Annotated in this window: 21 protein-coding genes and 4 tRNA genes; 8 read left to right on the plus strand and 17 right to left on the minus strand. The window is 68.2% G+C overall.

Annotation, left to right across the window (positions count from 1 at the left end; translation table 11 throughout):
* The 13 genes from DEO45_RS13045 to DEO45_RS13105 form a co-directional block, all read right to left on the minus strand.
* The coding region (locus DEO45_RS13045) for a GTP-binding protein (protein WP_114344421.1) at positions 1-465 on the minus strand (465 nt) is incomplete at its 3' end.
* Positions 466-543: 78 nt separating this feature from the next.
* Positions 544-619, minus strand: a tRNA-Thr gene (locus DEO45_RS13050).
* A 24-nt stretch (positions 620-643) separates the two neighbouring features.
* Positions 644-717, minus strand: a tRNA-Gly gene (locus tag DEO45_RS13055).
* 18 nt (positions 718-735) lie between these two features.
* Positions 736-821, minus strand: a tRNA-Tyr gene (locus DEO45_RS13060).
* Between the two features lie 92 nt (positions 822-913).
* On the minus strand, positions 914-1,402 hold the full coding sequence (locus tag DEO45_RS13065; RefSeq protein ID WP_114344423.1) for an acyl-CoA thioesterase: 489 nt from the start codon (positions 1,400-1,402) through the stop codon (positions 914-916).
* Between the two features lie 131 nt (positions 1,403-1,533).
* Positions 1,534-2,622, minus strand: a complete 1,089-nt coding sequence (gene ychF / locus DEO45_RS13070; RefSeq protein ID WP_114344425.1) for a redox-regulated ATPase YchF — start codon at positions 2,620-2,622, stop codon at positions 1,534-1,536.
* Positions 2,623-2,743: 121 nt separating this feature from the next.
* Positions 2,744-3,328: an aminoacyl-tRNA hydrolase gene (pth, locus tag DEO45_RS13075; protein ID WP_114344427.1), complete on the minus strand. Its 585-nt coding sequence runs from the start codon at positions 3,326-3,328 to the stop codon at positions 2,744-2,746.
* A gap of 54 nt (positions 3,329-3,382) precedes the next feature.
* The gene (locus tag DEO45_RS13080) at positions 3,383-4,048 is read right to left on the minus strand and encodes a 50S ribosomal protein L25/general stress protein Ctc (protein WP_114344430.1); all 666 of its coding nucleotides are present in this window, start codon (positions 4,046-4,048) and stop codon (positions 3,383-3,385) included.
* Between the two features lie 216 nt (positions 4,049-4,264).
* The gene (locus DEO45_RS13085) at positions 4,265-5,206 is read right to left on the minus strand and encodes a ribose-phosphate diphosphokinase (protein ID WP_189339760.1); all 942 of its coding nucleotides are present in this window, start codon (positions 5,204-5,206) and stop codon (positions 4,265-4,267) included.
* A gap of 52 nt (positions 5,207-5,258) precedes the next feature.
* Positions 5,259-5,335 (minus strand) — tRNA-Gln (locus DEO45_RS13090).
* Positions 5,336-5,411: 76 nt separating this feature from the next.
* Entirely contained in the window at positions 5,412-6,797 is a 1,386-nt protein-coding gene (ispE, locus tag DEO45_RS13095) for a 4-(cytidine 5'-diphospho)-2-C-methyl-D-erythritol kinase (RefSeq protein WP_114344432.1), read from the minus strand.
* A 50-nt stretch (positions 6,798-6,847) separates the two neighbouring features.
* Positions 6,848-7,459 (minus strand): lipoprotein insertase outer membrane protein LolB, encoded by a 612-nt coding sequence (gene lolB / locus DEO45_RS13100; protein ID WP_114344435.1) that lies wholly within the window; start codon positions 7,457-7,459, stop codon positions 6,848-6,850.
* Positions 7,456-9,213 carry a tetratricopeptide repeat protein gene (locus DEO45_RS13105; protein WP_114344437.1) on the minus strand — a complete coding sequence of 586 codons (1,758 nt, stop codon included), beginning with the start codon at positions 9,211-9,213 and terminating at the stop codon, positions 7,456-7,458. The genes lolB and DEO45_RS13105 overlap by 4 nt, the downstream gene beginning before the upstream one ends.
* Positions 9,214-9,304: 91 nt before the next feature.
* Here DEO45_RS13105 and hemA point away from each other — a divergent pair, with 91 nt between their 5' ends.
* The 3 genes from hemA (at position 9,305) to ppk2 (ending at position 12,669) form a co-directional block, all read left to right on the plus strand.
* Entirely contained in the window at positions 9,305-10,585 is a 1,281-nt protein-coding gene (gene hemA, locus DEO45_RS13110; protein ID WP_114344440.1) for a glutamyl-tRNA reductase, read from the plus strand.
* An 86-nt stretch (positions 10,586-10,671) separates the two neighbouring features.
* A complete protein-coding gene (gene prfA, locus DEO45_RS13115) occupies positions 10,672-11,751 on the plus strand; it encodes a peptide chain release factor 1 (protein WP_114344443.1) in 1,080 nt (359 codons plus the stop codon).
* Positions 11,752-11,904: 153 nt separating this feature from the next.
* Positions 11,905-12,669: a polyphosphate kinase 2 gene (ppk2, locus tag DEO45_RS13120; protein WP_114344445.1), complete on the plus strand. Its 765-nt coding sequence runs from the start codon at positions 11,905-11,907 to the stop codon at positions 12,667-12,669.
* Here the strand turns inward: ppk2 and DEO45_RS13125 are convergent.
* The 3 genes from DEO45_RS13125 to DEO45_RS13135 are packed head-to-tail and all read right to left on the minus strand — an operon-like array spanning position 12,666 to position 14,705.
* On the minus strand, positions 12,666-12,932 hold the full coding sequence (locus DEO45_RS13125; RefSeq protein WP_114344448.1) for an acylphosphatase: 267 nt from the start codon (positions 12,930-12,932) through the stop codon (positions 12,666-12,668). The two genes, ppk2 and DEO45_RS13125, sit on opposite strands and share 4 nt — an antisense overlap.
* 13 nt (positions 12,933-12,945) lie before the next feature.
* A complete protein-coding gene (locus DEO45_RS13130) occupies positions 12,946-13,431 on the minus strand; it encodes a TlpA family protein disulfide reductase (protein WP_114344450.1) in 486 nt (161 codons plus the stop codon).
* A complete protein-coding gene (locus DEO45_RS13135; protein ID WP_114344824.1) occupies positions 13,428-14,705 on the minus strand; it encodes a YihY family inner membrane protein in 1,278 nt (425 codons plus the stop codon). Before DEO45_RS13135 ends, DEO45_RS13130 begins: the two co-directional genes overlap by 4 nt.
* A 91-nt stretch (positions 14,706-14,796) precedes the next feature.
* Between DEO45_RS13135 and wrbA the strand changes: the two genes are divergently transcribed.
* The 4 genes from wrbA to DEO45_RS13155 all read left to right on the plus strand — a co-directional run bounded on the left by wrbA (position 14,797) and on the right by DEO45_RS13155 (position 18,205).
* Entirely contained in the window at positions 14,797-15,399 is a 603-nt protein-coding gene (wrbA, locus tag DEO45_RS13140) for an NAD(P)H:quinone oxidoreductase (protein ID WP_114344453.1), read from the plus strand.
* Entirely contained in the window at positions 15,396-15,749 is a 354-nt protein-coding gene (locus DEO45_RS13145) for a DUF2069 domain-containing protein (protein ID WP_114344455.1), read from the plus strand. The genes wrbA and DEO45_RS13145 overlap by 4 nt, the downstream gene beginning before the upstream one ends.
* A 197-nt stretch (positions 15,750-15,946) precedes the next feature.
* On the plus strand, positions 15,947-17,587 hold the full coding sequence (locus DEO45_RS13150; protein ID WP_114344457.1) for an acyl-CoA dehydrogenase family protein: 1,641 nt from the start codon (positions 15,947-15,949) through the stop codon (positions 17,585-17,587).
* A gap of 126 nt (positions 17,588-17,713) precedes the next feature.
* Complete coding sequence (locus DEO45_RS13155) at positions 17,714-18,205, plus strand: asparaginase domain-containing protein (protein WP_114344459.1); 492 nt, start codon at positions 17,714-17,716, stop codon at positions 18,203-18,205.
* Between the two features lie 62 nt (positions 18,206-18,267).
* Here DEO45_RS13155 and sufT read toward each other — a convergent pair whose 3' ends face one another.
* Positions 18,268-18,825, minus strand: coding sequence for a putative Fe-S cluster assembly protein SufT (gene sufT / locus DEO45_RS13160; RefSeq protein WP_114344461.1), 558 nt, complete (start codon positions 18,823-18,825; stop codon positions 18,268-18,270).
* Positions 18,826-19,045: 220 nt separating this feature from the next.
* Between sufT and DEO45_RS13165 the strand changes: the two genes are divergently transcribed.
* Complete coding sequence (locus tag DEO45_RS13165) at positions 19,046-19,477, plus strand: hypothetical protein (protein ID WP_114344463.1); 432 nt, start codon at positions 19,046-19,048, stop codon at positions 19,475-19,477.
* Positions 19,478-19,553: the final 76 nt, after the last annotated feature.

Below are 19,553 nucleotides of genomic sequence, written 5' to 3' on the forward strand. Positions count from 1 at the left end.
GCGCACTTCCATCTCGACCAGCTCGAGCAGCTCCGCGTCATCGACCATGTCCGCCTTGTTCAGGAACACCACGATGTACGGCACGCCCACCTGGCGCGACAGCAGGATATGCTCGCGCGTCTGCGGCATCGGACCGTCCGCCGCCGAACACACCAGGATCGCGCCGTCCATCTGCGCCGCACCCGTGATCATGTTCTTCACGTAGTCCGCATGGCCCGGGCAGTCCACGTGCGCGTAGTGGCGGTTCGGCGATTCGTATTCCACGTGCGCCGTCGAGATCGTGATGCCGCGAGCCTTCTCTTCCGGCGCCGCGTCGATCGCACTGTAGTCCTTGAACTCGCCGCCAAAGCGCTCCGCACCGACCTTCGTCAGCGCCGCCGTCAGCGTCGTCTTGCCGTGATCCACGTGACCAATCGTGCCGACGTTGACGTGCGGCTTGGTGCGTTCGAATTTACCCTTTGCCATGGCGCGCTAAACCCCGATGGAGTCAATGAATTGAAGAAACCCGCCCGTTTCGGGGCTGGCCTTGACGGCCGAATGAAGTGGTGCTCATGACAGGAATCGAACCTGTGACCTCTTCCTTACCAAGGAAGTGCTCTACCGACTGAGCTACATGAGCGCGAATCACCCAGGACGAGATCAATGGAGCGGGAGACGGGAATCGAACCCGCACCATCAGCTTGGAAGGCTGAGGTTCTACCATTGAACTACTCCCGCCCTGCGCGGAACTCGTCGTGGTGGAGGGAGGTGGATTCGAACCACCGAAGGCGTAAGCCAGCAGATTTACAGTCTGCCCCCGTTGGCCGCTTGGGTATCCCTCCAACAAAGAACGCGTATTGTGTGGATCGGACCCCGAACTGTCAACACCTTGCGACGCCAATTCCGCATGAGAAAGCGATTTTTCGCGGCGATGTCAGTCCGACGGGAGTGCCTGCAAGTCGATCAGCTGCTCCATGCCCTTGGACAGTTCCAGCAGCTTCCTGGCCTGCGCCTGCAGCCGGCGTTCGCCGTCGTCGCGCGGCTCCCAATGCGGCACCGGGGTCGGCTTGCCGTCGGGGCTGTCCAGCGCCACGAAGACCATCACGCAACTGGTCGCCAGGCGCTGCTCGTCCTTGCGCAGGTCGCGCGCCAGCACCTCGACCGCCATGTGCATGCTGCTGGTGCCGGTATGGATCAGGCGCGCGCGTACGGTGACCAGGTCGCCGATCAGGATCGGCGCCACGAACTGGATGCCGCTGACCGAAGCGGTGACGCAGTACGCCCCGCTCCAGCCCACCGCGCAGGCGTAGCCGGCCTGGTCGATCCATTTCATCGCCATGCCGCCGTGCACCTTGCCCCCGAAATTGACGTCGGTGGGCTGGGCGAGAAAGCGGAACGTCACTTCATGCTGTTTTCCGGGCATCGGCTGGCACCTGTCGACGAGATGTCGGGTCCGCATTATGCCCTGACCCGGAAGGCGATCGACGCCAGGCTCCGCCCGATGCCGCCAGCACCCTGTTCCGAAACCGCCGGCACCGGTCGCGGCGAGGTCGCTCAGACGTTGAACAGGAAGTGCAGCACGTCGCCGTCCTTGACGATGTAGTCCTTGCCTTCCTTGCGCAGCCGGCCGGCCGCCGCTGCACCGGCCTCGCCCTTGTACTGGATGAAGTCGTCGTAGCCGACCGTCTCGGCACGGATGAAGCCGCGCTCGAAGTCGGTGTGGATCACCCCGGCAGCCTGCGGCGCGGTGGCGCCGCGCTTCACCTGCCACGCGCGCACTTCCTTCACCCCGGCGGTGAAATAGGTCTGCAGGTCGAGCAGCCTGTAGCCGGCGCGGATCACCCGGTTCAGGCCCGGCTCGTCCAGGCCCATGTCCTTCAGGAACTCGTCGCGATCGGCCTCGTCGAGCTGCGCCAGCTCCTCCTCGATCGCCGCGCACACCGGCACCACTTCGGCGCCCTCGCCGACGGCGCGCGCGCGCACGGCGTCGAGCAGCGGGTTGTTCTCGAAGCCGTCGTCGGCGACGTTGGCGATGTACATCAGCGGCTTCAGGGTGAGCAGGAACAGGTCGCGCACCAGCGCCTTCTCCTCCTCGTCCAGCCCGGCGCTGCGCGCGGAACGGCCCTCGTTGAGCGCGGCGGACAGCTTCTCCAGCACCGGCTTGCGCGCCATCGCCTCCTTGTCGTTAGCCTTGGCCGCGCGCTCGGCGCGGTTCAGCGCCTTGTCCACCGACTCCAGGTCGGCCAGCGCCAGCTCGGTGTCGATCGTCTCGATGTCGGAGATCGGATCGACCCTGCCCGCCACGTGGATCACGTCGCCCTCGAAACAGCGCACCACGTGGGCGATCGCGTCCACCTCGCGGATGTGCGCCAGGAACTTGTTGCCCAGGCCCTCGCCCTTCGACGCGCCGGCGACCAGGCCGGCGATGTCGACGAACTCCACCGCGGTCGGCACCACCTTCTGCGGATTGACGATGGCGGCCAGCGCGTTGAGCCGCGGATCCGGCACCGGCACCACGCCGACGTTCGGCTCGATCGTGCAGAACGGGAAGTTCGCCGCAGCGATTCCAGCCTTCGTCAGCGCATTGAACAGGGTGGACTTGCCGACATTGGGCAGGCCGACAATGCCGCATTTGATGCCCATGGTTTACTCCGGGATACATGCTGTTCGGGGCGTCATCCCCGCGAAAGCGGGAATCCATAGGGCCTGTTGCAGCCCAAGGCAAGATGGATTCCCGCCTTCGCGGGAATGACGTCAAAAAAACTTACTTGCCATCGGCGGTATGAAGCTGCTGCATCGCCTTGTCGAACTGGCCGTCCACGGCCAGCGGCAGCACGTCGAGCGCGCGGGCGATGCCGTCGAGGATCGCGTCCTCATCCTGCGCCGACGGCCGGCCCAGCACCCACGGTGTGACGCCGTCGCGATGACCAGGATGGCCGATGCCTACGCGCAGCCGATGGAACTTACCGTGGCCGAGGTGGCCGATGATGTCGCGCAGGCCGTTCTGGCCGCCGTGGCCGCCGTCGAATTTCAGGCGCACGGTGCCGGGTGGCAGGTCCAGGTCGTCATGCGCGACCAGGCACTGCTCCGGCTCGATCTTGTAGTAGCGCAGCGCCGAGACCACGGCGATGCCGCTCTTGTTCATGAAGGTGGCCGGCTTCAGCAGCCACACCGGCTCGCCGCCGAGGCGCACGCGGCAGGCTTCGCCGTGCAGCTTGCCGTCGAAGGCGAAGCGCTCGCCCTGGGCGCTGGCGAGGGCGTCAACTAGCCAGAACCCGGCGTTGTGCCGGGTTCGGAGATATTCGGCGCCGGGATTGCCCAGCCCGACGATGAGTCGCAGGCCAGCCATGCGGACAAGCAGCAGTGACGGCCCGCGCTCCAGACGAGCGCGGGCCGGCGCGGCTTACTTCTTGTCGTCCTTCTTGGCCGGCGCGGCAGCGGCAGGAGCCGGTGCAGCAGCCTCGGCAGCCGGAGCTTCCTCGACCTCTTCCTGCACCGTGTTGGCCGTGACCACCGCGGTGTCGTGGCCTTCGCCGCCATGCAGCGCGACCAGCTCGACGTTCTTCGGCAGCTTCAGCTGCGACAGGTGGATGATGTCGCCGGGCTTCAGGTCGGCCAGGTCGAGCTCGATGAACTCGGGCAGGTCCTTCGGCAGGCAGGAGATTTCCACCTCGGTCAGGTTGTGCGAGATCACCACACCGGAGGTCTTCGCCGCCGCGGACTTTTCCTTGTTCAGGAAATGCAGCGGGACGTTGACGCGGATCGCTTCCTTCTCGTTCACGCGCAGGAAGTCCATATGCATCATCAGCTGCTTGAACGGGTGCTTCTGCCAGTCGCGCACCAGCACCTTCTGCACCTTGCCGTCGACGTTCAGGTCGAGCACCGAGGAGAAGAACCACTCGTTCTTGGCGGCGAGCAGGATGGTGTTGTGCTCGATCTGGATGCTCTCGGGCTCCTGACCGGCACCGTACACCACGGCGGGCACGAAGCTCGCATGACGCAGGCGGCGGCTCGCACCTTTCCCCTCGTCCTTGCGGCTTTGCGCCTTGATTTCATGAGTCTTGGACATTTCGTTGCTACCTTGGTTTTTGAAGAACCGCCTCGCGGCGATTTCGTGACTTTCCCGCGACCAGAAAAGCCGGTTACTTCCACGCGGCATCCGTGCCGCGAAAAGCTGGACATCAGGACCGCCCATCCTGGGCGGACTTTCAGTTATCTCCACGCGACGTCCATGCCGCGAAAAACAGAGATCAAGACCGTCCATCCTGGGCGGACTTTCAAATTCTCAATCCACGTACAGCGAACTCACCGACTCGCCGAAGGCGATGCGGCGAATGGTCTCGGCCAGCAGTTCGGCGACCGAGAGCTGGCGGATCTTGGCACACGCCTGGGCTTCCGGGCGCAGCGGCAAGGTGTTGGTGACCACCAGCTGGTCGAGCTGGGAGCCTTCGATGTTGCTGATCGCCGCACCCGACAGCACCGGGTGCACGCAGTAGGCGACCACCTTGCGCGCGCCGCGGTCCTTCAGCGCCGCGGCGGCCGCGCACAAGGTGCCGGCGGTATCGACGATGTCGTCAACCATCACGCAGGTCTTGCCATCCACGTCGCCGATGATGTTCATCACGGTGGAGACGTTCGCGCGCGGCCGGCGCTTGTCGATGATCGCCAGGTCGGCGTCGTCCAGCCGCTTGGCGATCGCGCGTGCGCGCACCACGCCGCCCACGTCCGGGCTGACCACGATCAGGTCGTCCATGCTGTGGCTGCGCCAGATGTCGGCCAGCAGCACCGGCGAGGCGTACACGTTGTCGACCGGGATGTCGAAGAACCCCTGGATCTGGTCGGCGTGCAGGTCGACCGTCAGCACCCGGTCGACGCCGGCGGCGCCGATCATGCTGGCGGCCAGCTTGGCGGTGATCGGCACCCGCGCCGAGCGCGGCCGTCGGTCCTGCCGGGCGTAGCCGAAGTACGGCATCACCGCGGTGACGCTGGCCGCCGAGGCGCGCTTCAGCGCATCGGTCAGCGCCAGCAGTTCGAACAGGTTGACCGCGCTCGGTGCGCCGGTCGGCTGGATCACGAACACTTCCTGCCGGCGCACGTTCTCCTCGATCTCGATCTGCGCCTCGCCGTCGCTGAACGTGCCGACCAGCGCCTTGCCCAGCGGCACGCCCAGGCGATGGGCGACATCGTCTGCCAGGGCACGATGTGCGTTACCGGAAAACAGCATCATCGGGGTGGACGTGTCCACTAGTGATTACCTCGAAACCAAAGCCATCATGGAATGGCTGGGGCGGCAGGATTCGAACCTGCGAATGCGGGAATCAAAATCCCGTGCCTTAACCAGCTTGGCGACGCCCCAGTGATATTTGTGTTCGCTTGTGCCTGTCAGTACCCGTTCCGCCTGCGTCGACGGGTCGGCCGTCAGCTTGTCCGCATCAACCAGTCCAGGCCCGATGGCGCGCCAATGCATCATGCAGGGGCGACACGTCGACACCCGTGGCGACAACCGCCGTGAATGCCGCCGGACACTGCGCGGCAATCGCCGCCGCCCGATCGGACGACTTCGCCTCCAGAAACACGCAACCGCCGCTGCCGGAAAGCCGCGCCTGACCGAAACCGCCCAGCCAGTCCAGCGCAGCGGCCACCCGCGGGTGCCGCGCGCGCACCACCGGCGCAAAGGCGTTTTCCGTCGTTTCGCCGGAAGCAAAGGATGAAATTGTCGCCCGCGGCGCATTTCGTGTCAATTCAGCGGCTTGAAAAAGCGCGGCGGTCGGCACCGGCTCGTGCGGGTCCAGCACCACGTAATGGCGCCGCGGCAGCGCCAGCGGGGCAAGCCGTTCGCCGATGCCCTCGGCCCAGGCCGAACGGCCGCGCACGAACACCGGCACATCAGCACCGAGCCGGCGCCCCATCTCGGCCAGCGCATCCTCGTCCAGGCCCAGCCGCCACAACCGGTTCAGCGCCACCAGCACGGTGGCCGCGTCGGAGCTGCCACCGCCCAGCCCGCCGCCCATCGGGATGCGCTTGTCCACCTCGATGTCGGCGCCCATCGACGTACCCGTGCTCTCCTGCAGCAGCTGCGCCGCCCGCACCACCAGGTCGGTGGATTCGGGCACGTCCGGCATGTCGCGCGTGCGCCGGATCACGCCGTCGTCGCGCACCCTCAGTCGCACCTCGTCACCCCAGTCGAGCAGGCGGAACACCGTCTGCAGCTCGTGGTAGCCGTCCGGGCGCCGGCCGGTGATGCGCAGGAACAGGTTCAGCTTCGCCGGCGCCGGCCACGCCGTCCATTCGCCGGGCGCAGGCGGCGGAAGCGGTCGGCTCATGAACACGCGCAGGGTGTCGGGAAAGCCGTTCTCGCGATCGCGTTGGCGCGGGAGCGCGAACGCCGGGTCGCTCTTGTCGGCGATGGCAAAGCCGTGCTTTGCGTAGAACGGCGCGTTCCACGGCACGTCGGCCAGGGTGCCCAGGTCGATCCGGCGATAGCCCGCCGCCCGCGCCCATGCGCAGGCGTGCTCAAGCAAAGCCGCACCGATGCCTTGCCGGCCGTATTCCGGCAGCACGTCGATCTCGGCGATGCCGATGGCGCCGGCGACCAGCTCGGTATCCAGCCAGATGAAACCCACCAGCTCGCCCGCCCCGCCCCGTGCCACCCAGACCAGGCCGCGGGAAATCGCCTGGCGCAGCAGCTCGGGCGGGATCGACACGGCGGAGTAGCTCGGCCATGCCGGATGGCCGCGGAAGAGCTGCACGGCGCGGCGCTCGATCGCGCACAGCGCATCGACCTGGCTCGGTTCGGCGGGTTCGATCGGCACGGACATGCGGGTTCCGGTGCTGCTGCAATGGCCAGCGGGGCGCAAAGCCTAACCCATCAACGGAACTGCCAGGACTCGATCGACAGTTTCACCTTGTACGGCGGTTTCCCGGCGAACACCTTGGTCGGCAGCGGCGGCCGGCGTGCGTCGTCCCATTCGCGATAGTCGACCACCCAGCCGTCCTGCTGCAGCAGCGAGGGCAGCCGGTTTCCGCCGAACTCGAGTTCGGCCGGGCCGCTGTCCGCACGCAGGCCGAGCACCCAGGCGCGCAGATCGCGCAGCGGCACTTCCCAGCCCAGCGCCTTGCGCATCAGGGCCTCGGCATCGGCCCCCCGCAGCGGCCCGTGCTCCAGACCTTCCAGCAGGGCGCCGCCCGGGCCGCCGCTGAGGCGGAAGTTCGTGCCGCTGATCGCCGGCCCGCGCAGCACGAATTCGTAGCGCTCGCCGTCCTGGGTCCAGCTGAAGCTGCCGCTGCCGCCGTCCCTGCCGTTGGAAACGCCGAGCCGGCCCTGCAGCACCCAGTGATCGGCATGGGCCAGCGCCTGCTCGCGCGCGCGCTGGGCGTCCAGCAGGCCAGCGTCGCCCTTCATGCGTACCACGGGCGGCGCGCAGGCGGCCAGCAGCAACAGCGGCAGGGCGATCGCGGCGAGACGCAGGCGTCGCCTCATGGATGCAGCCGCTTCAGGGTTTCCCGCAAGGCACTGTTTTGCGGATCGAGCTTGTGGACCTCGTCGAAGATCCGCTGCGCATCCTGCCGATGGCCCTGCTTCCACAGCACCTCGCCCAGGTGCACGCCGACATCGGCGTCCTTGCGCGCCAGCCACGCGCCGCGCAGGGCCTGTGCGGCCTGGTCCAGGTTGCCCATGCGGTACTGCAGCCAGCCCCAGGAATCGGCGATCGCCGGGTCGTTCGGCTTGGCGGCGCGGGCCAGGTCGATCAGCCGCTCGGCCTCGGGCAAATCGCGGTTCGCGTCGGCGAGGGTGTAGCCCAGCGCGTTGCTGGCATCGACGTCACCCGGCTTGATCTTCAGCAGCTGGCGGAAATCCTGCACCGCCTGGTCGACCTGGCCGGCCTCGGCGTAGGTCAGGCCGCGACCGTACAGCAGGCCGGGGTCGTCCGGCACGACCTGCAGCGCATGGCTGAACGCGGCCTCGGCCTTCGCGTAGTTCCGTTCGCGCAGGTACAGCTCGGCGTCGGCCTGCCAGGCCTGCCGCAGCTGCTCGGGCTGCTCGAGGTAGGCCAGTTGCAGTTGTTCCAGCAGCTGGTGCGCCTCGGTACGCTTGCCCTGTGTGTGCAGGATCATCGCGCTGCGCAGGTCGGCGTCGAAGGCATGCTCGTCGGTGTCGCTCACCTGGTCGTACCAGGCCAGTGCCTCGGCATCGCGATGCTGCATCTCGGCCAGCTGGCCGAGCAGGTAGACGCTGCTTTCGCGCACCGCCGGCGCGGCCTTCTCCAGCTCCCGGTACAGCGCGGCCAGCGCGTTGCCGTCCTTTTCATGGGCCGCCAGCCCCGCGCGCATGGCGTAGATGTTGGCATCCTGCGGACCGCGCGCCAGCAGCCGGGATGCGCCCGTGTAATCACCGGCCTGGCTGAGCATGCCGGCGTAGGCCAGGCGCAGTTGGGAATCCTCCGGGGCTTTCGCCAGCGCCTTCTGCAGCAGCGCGCGGGCGCCATCGCGATCGCCGTCCTTGAACTTCATCTGCGCCGCCCAGGCGTAGGTCTCGGCGCTGCGGAAGCGCTGCATCGCGGCGTTGGCGATCCGCGCCGCATACGCGTGACGACCGAGACGATCGCCCAGCTCGCTCATCGCCAGCCAGGCATGCGCGTCGGCGGGCAGCCGCTGCGGCGTGGCCAGCGTTTCCAGCAGGCGGGCCGCCTGGGCCTGGTCGCGGGCGCCCACCAGCACGCGGCCGAACTGGCGCCAGGCGTCCTTGTCACCCGTGCCGATCAGCAGCTCCAGCTGGCGTTGCGCCTCGTCGGCCTGCCCCTGGTCGAGTGCCAGTTGGGCCCGTACCTGGGCGATGGAGGCGGGATCGGCACCCAGCGCCTGCCAGCGACCCAGCGCGCGCCGGGCCGCCTCGCCGTCATGCACCGCGACCGCCAGGCTGGCGGCGCGCTCGGCCACCTTGGGGTCATTGCTCAGCGCGGCCGCCTTGCCGTAATAGTCCGACGCGGCTTTCAGATCGGTGCGGGTCAGCGCCATTTCGCCGGCCAGCAATTGCGCCAGCAGGTCGTGGTCGGCGTCCGGGGTGGCCACCACCGCATGCGCCAGCGGCTGCGGCACGGCCGCCGTTTCCGGTGCGGGACGCCGTGGCACGCCGGCACAGGCCGCCAGGCCAAGCATCACCGCTGCCAGTGCCGTAAAATGCCGCAGTTGCTTGAACTTGCCTGCACCGCTCCGCACACTACTCTCCGTCCACATGCCTGTTCCGGTCGCCGGTCGCCATCCGGCGACACCGCGTCAAGCTTAGCCTACGCCGCCGGATCCCCGCCGCCGAGATGTTCCGACCACCATGCCGCTGATCGCCCTCGGGCTCAACCACCTCACTGCGCCGGTCAGCCTGCGCGAACAGGTGGCGTTCGACGCGGACGCCGCCGGCGAGGCCCTGCACGAGCTGACCCGCCAGCCCGGCGTGGAGGAGGCGATGATCCTGTCCACCTGCAACCGCACCGAGCTGTATGTCGGCGTCGCCGCAGGCGCGGAGGACATCCCGCAGGCATGGCTGAATCGTCATCACCATCTGACCCCCGGCAAGCTGGATGAGTTCCTGTACCGGCACGACGAGGACGACGCGGTGCGCCACATGTTCCGCGTGGCCACCGGACTGGACTCGATGGTGCTGGGCGAACCGCAGATCCTCGGCCAGGTGAAGGACGCCTACCAGCTCGCGCGCGAGGCGCAGGCGCTGAAGGCGCCGATGGACCGCCTGCTGCAGCACACCTTCGCGGTGGCCAAGCGGGTGCGCACGGACACCCGCATCGGCGCGCACACGGTGTCGGTCGCGTTCACCGCGGTGCGCCTGGCCGAGCAGGTGTTCACCGACCTGAAGCACGCCTGCGTACTGCTGATCGGCGCCGGCGACACCATCGAACTGGCCGCGCGGCACCTGGCCGAGAAGCAGGTACGTCGGCTGATCGTGGCCAACCGCACACCGGAAACCGCGCAGGAACTGGCCGGCCGCCACGGCGGCTATGCGATCGCGCTGGCCGACCTGCCGCAGCATCTGGCCGAGGCCGACATCGTGATTTCCTCCACCGCCGCACGGCAGCCGGTGGTGACCCGGGCGATGGTCGAGCAGGCGATGGCCTCGCGCAAACGCAAGCCGATGTTCATGGTCGACATCGCCGTGCCGCGCGACATCGAGGCCGGCGTGGGCGAGCTGCCCGACGTGTACCTGTATGGCATCGACGACCTGCGCCAGGTGATCGACGAGAACCTGCGCTCGCGCGCCGCCGCCGCGCACGAGGCCGAGGCGATCATCGACCTGCAGGTGGAGCGTTACATGGCCTGGCGCCGCGCGCTGACCCTGAAGAACCCCGCCGTCGACATGCGCCAGCATGCCGAGGTCTACCGCGACGAGGTGCTGGGCAAGGCCCGCGCGATGCTGGCCCACGGCAAGCCGCCTGACGAGGCGCTGGCCTTCCTTGCCAACACGCTGACCAACAAGCTGCTGCACCACCCCAGCGCGCGCCTGCGCGAAGCCGCACTCAGCGGCGACCTGGACCTGCTGCACGCGGCGGGCCGGCTGTACGGGCTGGACGAAGAAGAAAGCGGCGGCCCGCGGAGCGAATAGCGAGGGCGGCTGGCTGCCGCCTGTCGAGTCCCTTCCGCAATGATGAAGCACGCTGCTTCACCCCTCGCCACCCTTCACGTGATGCCATGACCCCATCGATCCGCCGCAAGCTCGAGGCACTGGCCGAGCGCCATGAGGAAATCGGCCTGCTGCTGTCGCAGCCCGAGGCGCTCGCCGACAACACGCGCTTTCGCGAACTGTCGCAGGAATACGCCCAGCTCGAACCGGTCGCCGCTTCGCTGCGCGAGCACGACCAGGCCGAACGCGAGCTGGCCGAAACCCGCGTGATGCTGGACGACCCCGAGCTGCGCGAAATGGCCGGCGACGACGTGCACCGGCTGGAGCGGCGCCTGCTCGACCTCGACGGCGAACTGCAGCTCCTGCTGCTGCCGAAGGACCCGCGCGACGAGGCCAACCTCTACCTCGAGGTACGCGCCGGCACCGGCGGCGACGAGGCAGCGATCTTCGCCGGCGACCTGCTGCGCATGTACCTGCGCTATGCCGAAAGCCGCCGCTGGCGCGTAGAGATCCTCAGCGAGCACGCCGGCGAGCATGGCGGCTACAAGGAAGTGGTGGCGCGCATCGAGGGCAAGGGCGCGTATTCGCGTCTGAAATTCGAATCCGGCACACACCGCGTGCAGCGCGTGCCGGAAACCGAGTCGCAGGGGCGCATCCACACCTCGGCGGCGACCGTGGCGATCCTGCCCGAGCTGGACGAGATCGACGAGATCGAGATCAACCCGGCCGACCTCAAGGTCGACACCTTCCGCGCTTCGGGTGCCGGCGGCCAGCACGTCAACAAGACCGACTCGGCGATCCGCATCACCCACCTGCCCACCGGCACCGTGGTGGAGTGCCAGGAGGAGCGCAGCCAGCACAAGAACCGCGCCCGCGCGATGGGACTGCTGAAGGCGCGCCTGCTCGACGAGGCGCAAAGCAAGCAGAGTGCGGCGCAGGCGCAGGAGCGCAGGCTGCAGGTCGGCTCCGGCGACCGCAGCCAGCGCATCCGCACCTACAACTACCCGCAGGGCCGGATCACCGACCACCGCATCAACCTCACCCTGTATCGCCTGCCGGAAATCATGCAGGGCGACCTCGACGAGCTGGTCGACACGCTGACCCGCGAGCACCAGGCCGACCAGTTGCAGGCGCTCGGCAACGTCTGAACCTCGCCGTCACGGCAGTCTGGATACCCTGCAGCCCCTCCCCTGTCGTCATTCCGGCGAAGGCCGGAATCACATTTCGACTTTCGCACATCGCAAGAGCGATTCCGGCCTTCGCCGGAATGACGAGTTGAGAAGTTTCCAGGCTGGATACTCATGAGCAAGCGCTACCGCAAGGCAATCGAGGCACTGCAGCTCGAACTGGTGCGGCTGCAGCGGGGTTTGCGCAGCAGCGGCAAGCGCCTGCTGGTGATCTTCGAAGGCCGCGACGCCGCCGGCAAGGGCGGTACCATCAAGGCCATCACCGAAAGCCTGGACACCCGCGGCTACCGCATTGCCGCGCTCGGCAAGCCCAGCGAGACCGAGACCACGCAGTGGTACTTCCAGCGCTATGTCGCCCACCTGCCCAGCGCTGGCGAGTTCGTGCTGTTCGACCGCAGCTGGTACAACCGCGCGGTGGTGGAACCGGCGATGGGCTTCTGCAGCAGCACGCAATACGAGGCCTTCCTCGACGCCGTGCCGGCGTTCGAGAAGCTGCTCGCCGACGACGGCATCATCCTCGTCAAGTACTGGCTGGCGGTGGACCAGGCCGAGCAGGAAAAGCGCTTCGCCGAACGCGCAGACGATCCGCTGAAACGCTGGAAGCTCTCGCCGGTGGACCTTGTCGCGCGCCGGAAATACGTCGAGATGGGCCGGCTGCGCGACGTGATGATCGAGCGCACGCAGCGCGACCACGCGCCCTGGTTCGTGGTCGATTTCAACGACCAGAAGCGCGGCAGGATCAACCTGATCCGGCACCTGTTGCAGCAGGTGCCGCTGCATGAGGAAGCGGTTCCCGCGTTGAAGCTGCCGAAGCTCAAGGCCAAGCCGAAGACCGAGCACGTGACCGACAAGGCGGTGTGGGTGCCCGATACGTTCTAGCCGGTGTGGAAGCCGGTCAGTTCCTGTCCGGACATTTCCTCACGGGCCACCGCCTCCACGCGCGCCGCCGGCGGCCCCTGCCACAGCCAGCGTTCCAGCGCGGCCAGTGCTTCGGTCGATCCGCAGGCCAGCACCTCGACGCTGCCATCGCGCCGGTTCCGCGCATGGCCGGTCAGGCCAAGTATCAGGGCCTGCTCGCGGGTGCTGGCGCGGTAACACACCCCCTGCACCCTGCCGGCCACGATGAAGCGCACGGTGGGCATCACGGCGCATCCATCACGGCTGGCCGACGATCGCTTCCAGCGATGCCTCGGTCACCGGCCCCACGATGTGCTTCGCTACCTTGCCATCCGGAGCGATCACATACGTAGTGGGCAACCCGCGCGGCTCGTCGAAATCCTTCAGCGGCTGGTCCAGGCTGACCTGGGCGATCGGGTACACCACCGGATGCTTGGCCAGGAACGCCTTGATGTCGGCCGGCTCGCTGTCCTCGTAGGCGAGTCCGATCGCGGTGACGTTCTTGTGCGCGGCGACGAAGCGCGAGATGTCCGGCATCTCCTTGATGCACGGCACGCACCAGGTCGCCCAGTAGTTGACGATCACCCATTTGCCGCGCTGCGCGGCCAGATCGAACGTCTTGCCGTCCAGCGTGGCGACGTGCAGCGTCGGCTGCGCCGGCATGGCTGCCTGCACGGGCAGACCGAACGCCAAGACCAGGCCGAGCGCGGCCGATTTGAACAGAGTGGAATGCAACACGGTCATGTGGGAAGTTCCTCGGTGTCGGCCGCCGGGTCGGCGGCCGGGGGATAGACCTGGTCGAGCCGGGCGCCCAGCTTGGCGTGCAGCGCCACGGCCAGTTCCGCCAGCATCGCCAGCAGCTCCGGCGGCAGCGCGATGCCCAGCGCGGCCGTCTCCTCCATTGGCTGCAACGGCAGCCGGTAGCCGGTGTGCCGGTACACGCGCATGAGGTCAGTGCTGTCCAGGCTGCGGCACAACAGCCAGCCGCCGGACTCGCCGCGCCGGATCAGCTCGGCCCGCTGCAGGTCGTCGAGATAGTCGGCGATCAGCGTGCTGCGCAGATACGGCTCGCGCACGCGCAGATCGGCCGGGTCCACGCAGCTGCCGTTGCGCTGGGCCTCGACGAAATGGTGCAGCACCACCAGCAGGCCAAGGAACTCGGCGCCTTCGGGCAAGGTCTGCATCGGCGCGTGGTATTCGAACGCGGAGGCCGACGCCGCGATCGACGCGGCCAGGATCACGATCACCCACGACAGGTAGACCCACAGCAGGAAGATCGGGATTGCCGCCAGCACGCCGTAGATCTGCTGGTAGGTCTGCGCCTGCTGCACGAACTGGCCGAAACCCCAGCGCGCGATCTCGAACAGCACCGCGCCGAGCAGCGCGCCGATCGCCGCGTCGCGGCGCGACACCTTGCAGTTCGGGATCAGCGCGTACATCAGCCACAGCGTGAAGAACGTCACCAGGAACGGCAGCGTGGCGAGCAGGCCGCGGGCAGCGCCGCCGATCTGGCTGGCCGCGCCATGCAGCAGGGGCAACGCGGTGACGTAGGAAGTCACCGCAATGCCGCCCACCACCAGGATCGGCCCCAGCGTCAGCGCAGTCCAGTACAGCAGCAGGCGCGACCGCCAGCTGCGCGACTGGTGCACGCGCCAGATCCGGTTCAGCCGGTCCTCGATGCTGATCATCATCGACAGCGCACTGAACAGCATCACCAGGATGCTGATGCCGGTGAGCTTGCTGGCGTTCGCGGCGAAGCCCAGCATGGCGTTCTGCACCGCCTCGCCCGCCGACGGCACGAAGTTGTCGAACACGAAGTCGATCAGCGTGTCGCGCGCCGGCTTGAACACCGGGAACGCCGAGAACATCGCGAACACCGCCACCATCAGCGGCACCAGCGACACCAGGGTGGTGTACGACAGCGCACCCGCCGTCTCGAAGCACTTGTCGTCGACGAAGCGCTGCCAGATGAAGCGGCTGAAGCTCTTCGTGCGATCGCGATTGAAACTCCGAACCATCGGCATCCCTTCATCGCCGCCGACATCACCGGCATCGGCCGGTACACTAGCGCATCGCCGATGAATGCCCCAAGCACACGAGCCGCGACGCATGAGCCAAGAAATCCTGGTCCTGTACTACAGCCGCAGCGGCCACACCGCCCAGCTGGCGCGACTGGTCGCCCGCGGCATCGAGGAAGTGCCCGGCATGCGCGCGCGCCTGCGCCAGGTGCCGCCGGTGGCGCCGGTGACCGAGATCGCGCAACCGCCGGAACCCGAGGACGGCGCCCCGTACGCCACCAAGCAGGACCTGCTCGACTGCGCCGGCCTGGCGCTGGGCAGCCCTACCCGCTTCGGCAACATGGCTGCGCCGCTGAAACATTTCCTCGACACCACCGGCGCCGAGTGGGCCAGCGGCGCGCTGGTCGGCAAGCCGGCGGCGCTGTTCACCTCCACCAGCACCATGCACGGCGGCCAGGAATCCACCCTGCTGTCGATGGCGCTGCCGCTGCTCCATCACGGCATGCTCCTGCTCGGCGTGCCGTACACCGAGCCGGCACTGAGCAGCACGCAGAGCGGCGGTACCCCCTACGGCGCCAGCCACGTCGCCGGCACCAAGGGCGACAACCCGATCAGCGAACACGAACGCGAACTGGCCCGTGCGCTGGGCCGGCGGCTGGCCGATACCGCGCGCAAACTGGCGGCCGGCGCATGAGCGGACGCACCGGCCTGCCCGGCGAGCAGCGCGTCGGCCTGTTCGCCTGGGCCGCGCTGGCGGCGCTGCAGTTCGTCTGGCACGCATGGCTGTTCCCGCCGCAGACCCTGCCGCTGTGGCTGGTGCTGGCGATCGCCGCCGTTCCGCTGCTGCTGCCGCTGCTGGCGATCCGCGATGCACGCCGCGCGCTGCTGTGGGTCGGCATCCTCAGCCTGTTCTACTTCTGCCATGGCGTCGCCGAAGCCTGGAGCTCCCCCGGCGAACGCGGGCTGGCGGTGATCGAGATCATCCTCACCCTGCTGCTGATCGGCACCCTGGGCGCCGGCGTCAGGCGCAAACGGCAGGACTGAGAGGTTGTGGCTATTCAACCTCGAAGCCCGGCCATGGATGGCCGGACGCGGATCGGGCACGCCAGTGCCTGATTCGCGTGAGCGAGTTCGGACATGTGCCGGACTCGCGACGGAAGAAAACCACAGGATGTGGTTTTCTTCACAAGCTCTGAGCGCGGCTGCCTATACTCGGGAAATCGGCGCAAGGAGAACTTCCCATGGCCTTCCTGCAAGACGCTCCGCAACTCGCCCACCCGTATCGCGGCGACCGCCTGCTGCTGGCCTTGCTTGACCGCGCACTGCCCGCCGAACGCCGCGCCGCCCTGGACGCCGATCTCGACGCACTGGGCGACTATGCGCAGATGGCGTGGCAGCGAGCATGCGCCACGACGCGGCGCAAACCGGTGCTGACGCAGTGGGACGCGTGGGGCCGGCGGGTCGACCGCATCGAGCTGACGCCGGCGTGGCAGGAGGGTGCGGCGATGACGACACAGCACGCCGTGCTCGCCGCCGGCCATGCGGACAGCGAGCATGCGCGGCTGGAGGAATTCGCCCGGGTCTACCTGTACCACCTCGCCAGCGAGTTCTACACCTGCCCGCTGGCGATGACCGACGGCGCCGCCACCGCGATCAGGGCATCCGGCAACCGCGGGCTGATCGAGCGCGCGCTGCCGCATTTCCTCAGCCGCGATCCGGCCACGTTCTGGCTCAGCGGCCAATGGATGACCGAGAACGTCGGCGGCTCCGACGTGGGAAATACGGAAACCATCGCGCGGCAGGATGCGGACGGCCAGTGGCGGCTGTACGGGCGCAAGTGGTTCAGCTCGGCGGTGGTCGGCGAAGCGGCGCTGGCACTGGCGAGGCCGGAAGGCTCCGGCCACGGGGGCGCCGCGCTGGCGCTGTTCTACGTCGAGACGATGGACGGCGAGCGACGCAGGCCGGAACTGGTGATCGACCGGCTGAAGGACAAGCTTGGCACGCAGGAGCTGCCCACTGCGGAGATCCACCTGGACGGCCTGCCCGCGTGGCCGCTGGGCGAACTCGCCCACGGCGTGCGCCAGGTGGCGCCGATGCTCAACGTCACCCGCAGCTGGAACGCGATCTGCGCGGTCGCCAGCATGGCGCGGGCGATCAACCTGGCACGCGACTTCGCCGGGCGCCGGCGCGCGTTTGGCCGTCCGCTGGTCGAGCAGCCGCTGCATGCGCAGACGCTGGCCGACCTGCAGGCGCAGTTCGAGGGCGCCTTCGCGCTGGCCTTCGAAGTGGCCCACCTGCTCGGTCGCGTCGAACATGGCACGGCTGCTCCGCACGAAGCGGCGCTGCTGCGCCTGCTCACGCCGCTGGCCAAGCTGTGGACCGGCAAGCTGGCGGTGCAGATCTGCTCGGAAGCGATCGAATGTTTTGGCGGCGCCGGCTACATCGAGGACACCGGCCTGCCGCAGCTGCTGCGCGACGCGCAGGTCTACGCGATCTGGGAAGGCACCACCAACGTGCTGTCACTGGACAGCCTGCGCGCGCTGGCCGGCGACGGCCTCGGCGCGCTGCGCATGGCCTGCGCCGGCTGGCTGGAGGGCAACGACGACATGCACGCGGCCAGTGCGATCCGGCAGACGCTGGACGCCGCGGCGCGCTGGCTCGACCAGCATGCGGCGGCGCGCGACACGCTGGAGGCCGGCGCGCGCGGCCTTGCCTTCACCCTGGCGCGCTGCGCCGCGGCGGCATTGCTGGCGCGCCAGGCGGCGTGGTCAGGCCGCCATGGCGACCCGCGTCCCGCGGCAGCGCTCCGGCGATTCGTCGGCCACGGCCTCGACCGGCTGGTCACGCCGGACGCGGACAACACCGCCCTGCTGCTGGGTTAGCGCGTCTCGTAGGGTGGGCACTGCCCGCCGGCTTTTGCCCGGATGAAACAAGAGCGGCGGGCACTGCCCGCCCTACGAAGCTGTGCACGGGCTAAAATGCCGTGATTCCCTCCACGGCCCACCGACATGCAGCACCTGACCATCGTCACCACCGGCGGCACCATCGACAAGATCTACTTCGACGACAAGTCGGACTACAAGATCGGCGCGCCGCAGATCGGCGAGATCCTCGGCCAGCTCGGCGTGGCGTTCCAGTTCGACGTGATCCCGATCCTGCGCAAGGACAGCCTGCACATGGGCGCCGAGGACCGCGCGCTGGTGCGCTCGACGATCGAGGCGCAACCGCACCGCCACGTGCTGGTCACCCACGGCACCGACACCATGGTCGAAACCGCGCGCGAACTGGCGAACATCAAGGGCAAGGTGATCGTGCTGACCGGCGCGCTGAACCCGGCACGCTTCCAGGGCTCCGATGCGGTGTTCAACATCGGCTGCGCGGTGGCCGCGGTGCAGACCCTGCCCGACGGCGTCTACATCGCCATGAACGGACGCGTGTGGGATCCGGCGAAGGTTCGCAAGAACCGCGACGCCAACCGCTTCGAGGAAGTCGCCGGCTGAGCTCTCTCGCCAGATTGCCCCTGATCCACAATCTCCCCGACGAGGAGATTGTGAACAGGCGCTCACAGCATGCCGGTTTCGAGCTTCGCCGCGTCGGACATCATCGAATGGCTCCACGGTGGATCGAACACCAGGTCCACCTCGGCCTCGGCCACCGTGGGGATCATTTCCAGCTTGGTGCGCGCGTCGTCGACCAGGATGTCGCCCATGCCGCAACCGGGAGCGGTCAGGGTGAGCTTCACATAGACGCGGCGTTCGCCGGACTCGGTCTGCTCCAGGCTGAGATCGTAGACCAGCCCTAGGTCGACCACGTTCACCGGGATTTCCGGGTCGAACACGGTGCGCAACTGGTCCCATGCCAGCTTTTCCACGTCCGCGTCGGTGGCGTCCGCGGATACCTCGATCGGGGCCGGCCGCTGCTTGCCCAGTGCGTCGGCGTCGTCGCCGGCGATGCGGAACAGGTTGCCTTCCACGTACACCGTGAAACTGCCGCCCAGCGCCTGCGTGATGTAGCCGATCTGGCCGGCCGGCAAGGTCACCGTGTCGCCCTGCGGCACCATCACGGCGCTGCAATCGCGCATCAGGGTGAAGGGTTCGCTGCTCAGACTGAAACCGCTCATGCCTCTGCAAGATCCTGTATCTGCGGGCGCGGCGATGCGTCGGACCCGGAATGCGTATTATGCCGCCCGCCGCGCGGGACCGCTTGTCCCAGATCAGGCCGGCAACGGCGCACTTCAAGGCCGGGGCCGCCCCGGCAGGCGCCGGCGGCAGGCTATGATGGCCGCTTTGCCCGACGGACCCACGCATGTTCCAGGCCACCTCGACGCACCGCTTCCGCCGATGAGCAGCGTGCGTACCGTATCGCTGTCCGTGTTCGCGCTGTTCAGCGCCGCCATGCTGGGGCTGGCCGCCGGGGCCGTGTGGATGGTGGCGACGCTGTACCTGCGCCAGCCGCTGCCTTGGCTGGCGCTGCCCGTCGGCGCGCTGCTGGCCTGGATCGTCCGCGCCTGCGTGCGCCCGGCGGGGATCGGCGCGGCGTTGCTGGCGGCGTGCGGCACGCTGCTGGCGGCGCTCTACGTCAACATGCTGATCGCCGGCGTGCTGATCGCCGGCAACATGGGCATGGGCCTGATCGACGCCATGCATACCGCCGGCTTCGGCATGCTATGGCAGCTGGCGCGGATGGCGCTGTCGCCGGCGGACTTGGGCTGCGCCGTGCTCGGCATGCTGCTGGCCGCGTGGCTGGCCTGGCGCAAGCCGCGCCGGCGTTGACGGCAAGGTAAGACACGGCCGGTTCGACCGCGTAGGGCGGGCACGGCCCGCCGCTCTTGCCGCATTCATGCAAAAA

Origin of the sequence: Rhodanobacter denitrificans (assembly GCF_003335105.1) — a bacterium.
Lineage (GTDB): Bacteria > Pseudomonadota > Gammaproteobacteria > Xanthomonadales > Rhodanobacteraceae > Rhodanobacter > Rhodanobacter denitrificans_A.